7 protein-coding genes are annotated in these 7,309 nt (G+C 50.0%); 2 read left to right on the top strand and 5 right to left on the bottom strand.

All coding sequences use genetic code 11. The features are described 5' to 3' along the window. Positions 1 to 178: 178 nt before the first annotated feature. The 5 genes from AC3Y2E_RS30715 to AC3Y2E_RS30735 form a co-directional block, all read right to left on the bottom strand. Positions 179 to 904, bottom strand: coding sequence for an amino acid ABC transporter ATP-binding protein (locus AC3Y2E_RS30715; RefSeq protein ID WP_379217117.1), 726 nt, complete (start codon positions 902 to 904; stop codon positions 179 to 181). After that, positions 852 to 1,571, bottom strand: coding sequence for an amino acid ABC transporter permease (locus tag AC3Y2E_RS30720; protein WP_379217118.1), 720 nt, complete (start codon positions 1,569 to 1,571; stop codon positions 852 to 854). Before AC3Y2E_RS30720 ends, AC3Y2E_RS30715 begins: the two co-directional genes overlap by 53 nt. A 75-nt stretch (positions 1,572 to 1,646) precedes the next feature. Continuing rightward, complete coding sequence (gene glnH, locus AC3Y2E_RS30725) at positions 1,647 to 2,486, bottom strand: glutamine ABC transporter substrate-binding protein GlnH (protein WP_379217119.1); 840 nt, start codon at positions 2,484 to 2,486, stop codon at positions 1,647 to 1,649. A gap of 818 nt (positions 2,487 to 3,304) precedes the next feature. After that, on the bottom strand, positions 3,305 to 4,204 hold the full coding sequence (gene purU / locus AC3Y2E_RS30730; protein ID WP_379217120.1) for a formyltetrahydrofolate deformylase: 900 nt from the start codon (positions 4,202 to 4,204) through the stop codon (positions 3,305 to 3,307). Positions 4,205 to 4,363: 159 nt separating this feature from the next. Next, positions 4,364 to 5,491: a deoxyribonuclease IV gene (locus AC3Y2E_RS30735; RefSeq protein ID WP_379217121.1), complete on the bottom strand. Its 1,128-nt coding sequence runs from the start codon at positions 5,489 to 5,491 to the stop codon at positions 4,364 to 4,366. A 109-nt stretch (positions 5,492 to 5,600) separates the two neighbouring features. On the opposite strand from AC3Y2E_RS30735, the gene AC3Y2E_RS30740 reads away from it, so the two are divergent. Both AC3Y2E_RS30740 and AC3Y2E_RS30745 read left to right on the top strand, forming a co-directional pair. Beyond that, a complete protein-coding gene (locus tag AC3Y2E_RS30740; RefSeq protein ID WP_332075752.1) occupies positions 5,601 to 6,029 on the top strand; it encodes a DUF2621 domain-containing protein in 429 nt (142 codons plus the stop codon). Positions 6,030 to 6,380: 351 nt separating this feature from the next. Next, positions 6,381 to 7,139 (top strand): phosphodiester glycosidase family protein, encoded by a 759-nt coding sequence (locus tag AC3Y2E_RS30745; RefSeq protein ID WP_379217122.1) that lies wholly within the window; start codon positions 6,381 to 6,383, stop codon positions 7,137 to 7,139. Positions 7,140 to 7,309: the final 170 nt, after the last annotated feature.

Raw genomic sequence — 7,309 nt, forward strand, 5'->3', positions numbered from 1 at the left:
AATTATATTCCACATTTTCCTTTCATTTCCTTCTAAATGGAAAAGAACAAATCCTCTTTCTCTTATCTCACCACCTATCCAGAGATCCCTTTGGTTACATATTAAGTCCTTTAACCATTAACAACACGAATAACCCCGTTCAACAAAGATCCGGGGTCATCCGTTTTTGCTAATTAAACTACGAAATCACCTTGCTAAGAAATTCGCGGGTCCGCTCGTTTTGCGGGTCCTCGAACAAGCGGCTTGGCTCGCCTTCCTCCATAATAATCCCCTGATCCATAAACAAGACACGATCGCCGGCTTCTTTGGCAAAACCCATCTCGTGGGTGACGACTGCCATCGTCATGCCTTCCGCGGCCAAATCCTTCATGACGGCCAGCACCTCGCCTACGAGCTCGGGATCGAGCGCTGAGGTCGGCTCGTCGAACAGCATCACCTTTGGGTTCATCGCAAGCGCACGGGCGATCGCCACACGCTGCATTTGCCCGCCTGACAGCTTGCCGGGATACACATCCGCTTTCTCGCGAAGCCCGACTTTATCGAGCAAGACCAGCGCCGATTGGCGGGCCTCCTCCTTGGACTTCTTCCTCACCTTCCTCGGGGCCAGCGTTATGTTATCCATTACCGTTAAATGAGGAAACAGATTAAACCGTTGAAAAACCATGCCGACTTCTTCCCGCACCTGATTGATATCCGTGCCCGGATCGGTCAGATCGTGGCCGTCTACAATCACCTGGCCGCTCGTTACGCTCTCCAGCAAGTTCAGACATCGGAGAAACGTACTTTTCCCCGATCCTGACGGCCCGATGATGCACACTACTTCCCGCTCCTCGATCCGGCAATCGATTCCTTTAAGCACCTCGAGCTGGCCGAACGACTTGTGCAGATTTTGGACTTCTATCATGATGGACGTCGAGCCTCCTTTCGATCCGCTTCAGCAGAAAGGACAGCGTCAAGGTCAGCAGCAAATACATCGCGGCCACCATCGTATAAATCTCCAGCGCGTTAAAGCTGCTGGCCACGACCTCCTGACCGTTGCGCATCAGCTCCCCGACCGAAATAACGGACAGCAGGGACGTATCCTTCAGGCTGATAATAAACTGATTGCCGAGCGGCGGGATCATTCGTTTAAACGCTTGGGGGTAGATGATATGAACGAACGTCTGAAAGCGGGTTAAACCAAGCGACCGTCCCGCCTCTTCTTGTCCCTTCTCGACCGATTGAATGGAGCCTCTTACAATTTCCGCTATGTAAGCCCCCGCATTAATGGCGATTACGATAATGCCGGCAATATCACCGGGGATCCGCCATCCTACCGTTTGTACAAGCACCTGATTAAGTCCGAAGTACAGCCATAACGCCTGAACGAGAATCGGCGTGCCCCGGATCATCTCCACATAAACCGTAGCAAGACCGTATATCGCTTTATTACGGGACGTTCTCCCCAGTCCGGCAATCAATCCGACCATAAACCCGAAGATAAGGCCAAACACGGCAATGAGCAGCGTAATTTTTAACCCTTCCAGCAAAAACGGCAACGATTGGGCCGCACCGCTCCAGTTGAACTGCAAGTCTTTTCCCCCTTTCCTCCGACCGTGATGCGAAGGCTGACAATCTTAAGCGCTGGTTCCGCACTTCGCATCTATTTACGAGCCCGGCATTTTGGCAGGTTTCTGACCGAACCACTTTTCGTAAAGCGTCTCGTAGGTACCATTTTTAAACAACGTTTGCAGCGCCTCATCAACCCGTTTTACGAGAGCGCTTCCTTTCGGGAAAGCGATCCCGTATTGCTGCCCCTCAAGCAGCTCGCCCACCGGCTTTACTTTGCCTGCCCCCTTCACCTTTGCAAAATACAAAATGTTCGGGGAATCAAACACAACGGCATCAACACCCTTATTGATCAATTCCATGTAAGCGCCATCTATATTCGGGAAAGGCTTGACCTCCTTCACTCCTTCAATGGCCTTCGCGTAGTCGTAGCTGGTTGTACCGGATTTGCTCGCGACCACCTTCCCTTTCAAGTCGCCGACACCCTTAATCTCGGTTTCATCCGATCGGACAAGTACGAGCAGCCCCGCATCGTAGTACGGCAAAGCGAAATCGACCTGCTGCTTCCGCTCCTCCTTAATCGTCATGCCGGCCAGAGCGGCATCGATGCTTCCCGACTGCAACGCCGGAATCAGCCCGTTGAAATCCATCGGCTTCAGCTCGTACTCCAGTTTCAGTTCCTTGGCGATGGCCGCCCATAAATCAATATCGAATCCTTCGTATTTCCCCGTCTGCTCATTGCGGAATTCAAACGGCACAAAACTCGTATCGGTCCCGACGACCAGCTTCTTGCCTTCCGGTGCGGCAGCGCCGGGTTGATCCGGGTCTCCTCCTGCGGGTGTAGTCCCGCCCGTCCCCCCGCACGCGGCCAACATGATCGTGAGCAGTACAAGGACTACCGCCAGACTCCATCTCCCGTTCGTTCTGATCGCTTTCATCTGCATCCTCCCTTTGAAAATGAATGTGTTACCGCTCCTAATTATAAATTTTATTTATAAATAAGAGACAGCCTTGAAGAGACGGTTATCATACAGTCCGGATTACCGTGTTTCTCTTCCAATAGGCACTTAACTCTTTAACCATCTATATCGGTTTTCAAACAGAACATTCCTCGCCAATCGTTCAGCGGACCGGGTCTCAGCTCATTTTCACGGCTAAAATCGGCCAATTTTATAAGCAACTCTTATAGGATACTAGAGGATACGGAAGCGTTTTCCAGCATCGGCAGGGTAATTAGTGTTCATCCTTGCTGAGCCGTCTATATGCCCGCTTAGGTCCCCTCAGCGGAATTTGCACGTTTACTTGGAAAGTATAAAAAAAATTTGCGTCGCAGTGGAGTGGACGTTTCAAGAGCAGCGGCTGCATTGATTCGCTGCTTGAAGCTTCTGTTATTGAGGGAGAGAGTTGCCGCACAGGATGTCACAGAGACGAAACAGTCCAATTTCTGTAATGGACATCAGAGCCTCTTATCCGCCCCATTTCAGCCTTTTTTCGCTGTAACGGTCATCCGTACACCTATCGTGCGATTTTTCCACGATTTCGCTAATTATGCAGTTGTAAGCGTTCATTATGTCCGTTAGCTGCCTCCGCGTCCCGTTTTGCCGTTCTAAGCTGCATTCATGTCCATTAAGCGTAAAAGGTAGCTTTTCTTGCCAGAAGACCAGCAGTAAGGATTCAGCTTCCTTGGAACTTTGCTCATAAAAAACAACCCGCTTGCTGCCATAACCGGCATCAGGCGGGTTGTCTATATTCGTCGTCAATTAAAGACGACGGTTTTGTTCTGGTGAGTCAAAATACGGTCTTCCACATGCCACGACACCGCCCGCGCCAGCACGATCCGCTCGATATGCCGGCCGATCCGCTTGAGCGCCTCCACATTGTCTCGATGGCTGACCCGCTGCACGTCCTGCTCGATAATCGGGCCTCCGTCCAGCTCTTCAGTCACGTAATGCGCAGTCGCGCCGATAATTTTCACACCGCGCTCATACGCTTGGGCATAAGGCTTGCCGCCGACGAACGCCGGCAGAAACGAATGGTGGATGTTGATGATCCGGTTCGGGTAATGCTCGATAAACGAAGGCGAGATGATCTGCATATATCGTGCCAGCACGATCGCATCGACGCCCTGCGTCACTTCCAACTGCTTCGCTTCCGCTTCCTTTTTCGTATCGGCCGTAACCGGGATATGGTGGTACGGAATGCCGAACGATTCGACCGTGTCGCGCATATCCGGGTGATTGCTGACGACCATCGCAATATCCGCATACAGGTCCCCGGATTTCCATTGCCATAACAGCTCGAGCAGGCAATGGTCCTCCTTCGATACGAACACGGCGATGCTTTGCTTGCGGCCGGCTTGCGTAACTCGCCACTTCATCGAGAATTCGGCTGCCGTCGTCCCCGCGAAATCCTGTTTAAGCTTCTCCAGATTCACTTCAAGCTGCGGGAGGTCAAACTCGATCCGGATGAAAAACATGCCGCCTTCCGGGTCCATCGTATATTGGTCCGACTGGACGATGTTCGCGCCGTGTTTGGCCAAAAACTGCGATACCGCCGCCACAATACCCGGGCGGTCGGGACAAGATATGAGCATCCGCGCCCGGTCTTGATGGCGGTCGGAACGCTGCCGGTTCGGTGGTGTAACTAAGGGACTCATCTGCCTTCTCTCGTTCCTCTCGTAACATAGGAGCCTGTCCGACGCATTTTCGCCGGTCGGTCAGACCCGTAGGTAGTAGTGGTAGACGGACATTCGATCCTGCCGCTTGTCCGCCGCTTCCGTCCGTCGTCCGTCGCATTTGCCGCAAGCGGACCTCTCTTAGACGGCTGCCAGTATTTCCTTGCCGGCCAGCCAGACAGTAATGCGGTGATTGATCTGCTCCTCGCTCAAATCCGGGAACAGCTTGCTCTCAAGCACCATATCGTACAGACGTTCCATCGGCTCGCGCGGGTCGGCTTTTTTCGCTTTCGCGTCGTTTTTGAGCACATCCCAGGTCGACACGACAAAGTCGCGGTGGTTGACTTCCTGCTTGCCGAAATAATGGTGCAAACGCTCGAGATGATCGAGGAACTCGGCTCCGAAACGCCCGTTCAAATCGCCGCGAAGCAGCGCGATTTCCGCTTCGTACATCGGACGGACGGTTTTGTCCTCTTTGCCGATCCACGGCGTCTCGAGAATCATCGGCAGATGCTGCAGGCTGTCGTGGTGCACGATGTAATTCATCGCTTTATAGCCGATCAGGCCTGCGCCTACCGGTGCATGGCGGTCTTTGCCGGCTCCCCGGACGTTTTTGCTGTCGTTCAGGTGGATGACGGCCAGACGGTCAAGGCCGACGGTTTTGTCGAAATGATTCAAAACGCCGTCAAAATCGTCCACAATGTCGTAACCTGCATCATGAACGTGGCAGGTGTCCAGGCAAACGGTCAGTCGGCTGTTGTCTTCAACTTTATCCATAATTTGCGCAAGCTCTTCGAACGAGCGCCCGATCTCCGAGCCTTTGCCCGCCATCGTCTCCAGCGCAATGTTAACGTTCGTGTCTTTCGTGCCGCTGAGCACTGCGTTCAGGCCTTCGGCGATACGGGCGATGCCGTACTCCGCATCTTTGTCCGTATACGCGCCCGGATGAAGCACGATATTGCGCACGCCCAAATAATCGGTACGGCGAATCTCGTCCTGCAGGAAGCGGACCGCGAGCTCAAACGTATCTTCTTTGTAAGAACCCAAATTAATAATATAAGGCGCGTGGACGATAATTTCGCCGATGCCGTTTTTCTCCATAAGCGCCTTGCCTTCTTCAATATATTGCTCCTCGATCGGTTTGCGTCTAGTATTTTGCGGAGCCCCGGTATAGATCATGAACGTGCTGGAACCATAAGATTCGGCCTCTTGCGCCGCGTTCAACAGCCCTTTGTCGGAAAAAGAAACATGAGATCCGATTTTCAACATCTTCTTCGACTCCTTTGCATTTGCTTTCCCTATTGTACTAAGAAACTTCAAATAAATCTACGAATAGGGTATAATTCCAATAACACCAGTTCTTCAAGGAGAATGAACAATGCCTTCGGATAATTTCATGCTGTTTCTCATATTTTGGGGATTTGTGCTGCTGCTTTTCATGTCGGTAGGCGGATTTTTCATGTTTCGTAAATTTATGAAAGTATTGCCCAAAGCCGACGGCAAGTCCAAGCTGGACTGGCAGAACCATTACGTCGAATCATCCCGCCACCTGTGGACGGACGATTCCAAATCGTTCCTGGAAAAGCTGGTCTCCCCGGTGCCCGGCCCGTTCCGCGACATCGCCCGCCATTCGATCGCAGCCCGCATCGGCCAAGTCGCTCTGGAGAAAGGCGCTAGCGAAGTAACGGAAGAGCACTGCATCGAAGGCTACATCCTCGCGACCCCGAAGCGGGACCATAAGAGTTTGATTTCGTTTTTGGAGAAAAACGGCATCGATTATTCGCCGTACCGGCACCTGTTGCAGTAGATGGCGCAGATCGTCCTGCCCTCCGCTTCTCGTGGCAATATCTTATTAAACACGAAACCTCCTTTCCGACTATGTGTCTGGTTAAGGAGGTTTTTTGTTTTTTTCAGATAGTTAGGACTTATTGTAGAGAATCAGTCTGGCTGAGGTCACAAACTAGCTTATCCGAATCTACTAAATAGAGCAGAGTCCCAAGATATCCAACAAATCGATACATATTTATTTTTTTCGATATATGGTTGTTTTTCAGCTTAAGAAAGTCACTTTTATTAAGTACCAAGGCAGCAACGGAGTTTTAGGGGTAAAATTTTGTTGCTGGCCCCCCTTGGAAAAAAATAATTCGGAGTGACTAATATGGGAATTGCAAAGTATCGTAGTGAAGTAATGCACAACTTTCCTGATACCCCTTATTCTTTTTCGGTTGCTTACATCGAATGTGATTTGGCAGATATCAATGTGGAAAATATTGGTAATTTAACAGTCCCTAACTCTGGAAAATACGGTGTTAATGGAACTTTCTTTAACCCTGATAACAAAGACTTACTTGGAGTAGCTATACAAAATGGATTGGTTTTAAAGAATTACGGTGGCTCGAATGGACTACAAGGTAGTAGAAATCGTGGTACAATATTCATGTATAATAATGGTATTCTAGACAAATCAATTGTAGCCCACGCTACAGATAAAGCAGCAATTAGTAATTTCAAGTGGGCGATCGGCGGTATTAGTCTTCATTGCGACCAGCCACTAACCAAATCTGAGTATTATGCTGCAATCCGTAACAACGAGGGAGCTGCAGGAATCAACGATATGGTTGGCCCTGATAATAATACCGAGCCTGCTTTGCGCCCTCGTACAGCAATCGGGTACAAAACCGGAGGTAAAATGTTGTTAGTTACTGTAGACCAATGTACTCCTTGGTATACTCGGTTAATTATGACTAGACTGGGATGTGTTAGTCATGCTTCGCTACTTCTAGATGGTGGGGGTTCTTCCTCCTTCCGAGCTAAAAAGTCAGATGGTAACGTCATCTCGTGGCATGGCAATGGAATTTTCGGAGCCCGCAGTGTTCAAAGTATGGTAACAGTAAGTAATAGTGCCTCGTGGGAATAAAATGAGGGGAGCGAAAGCTCCCCTTAATCTATATCAATGTGGGATAAAGGGACAACAACATAAAGAAATATTATAATACTTACAACAAAGGTCATAACTAGAGCTACCAACGAAATTCCACTTAACATCATTTTAAACTCGATTATTTTCTTTACATATACATTTGAAAT

This window comes from Paenibacillus sp. MAH-35 (assembly GCF_058135425.1).

Bases quoted from the DNA above. Each gene is read 5' to 3' on its own strand.
- glnH (WP_379217119.1), bottom strand. From the start codon at position 2,486: ATGAAAGCGATCAGAACGAACGGGAGATGGAGTCTGGCGGTAGTCCTT.
- AC3Y2E_RS30715 (WP_379217117.1), bottom strand. From the start codon at position 904: ATGATAGAAGTCCAAAATCTGCACAAGTCGTTCGGCCAGCTCGAGGTG.
- AC3Y2E_RS30735 (WP_379217121.1), bottom strand. From the start codon at position 5,491: ATGTTGAAAATCGGATCTCATGTTTCTTTTTCCGACAAAGGGCTGTTG.
- purU (WP_379217120.1), bottom strand. From the start codon at position 4,204: ATGAGTCCCTTAGTTACACCACCGAACCGGCAGCGTTCCGACCGCCAT.
- AC3Y2E_RS30740 (WP_332075752.1), top strand. From the start codon at position 5,601: ATGCCTTCGGATAATTTCATGCTGTTTCTCATATTTTGGGGATTTGTG.
- AC3Y2E_RS30745 (WP_379217122.1), top strand. From the start codon at position 6,381: ATGGGAATTGCAAAGTATCGTAGTGAAGTAATGCACAACTTTCCTGAT.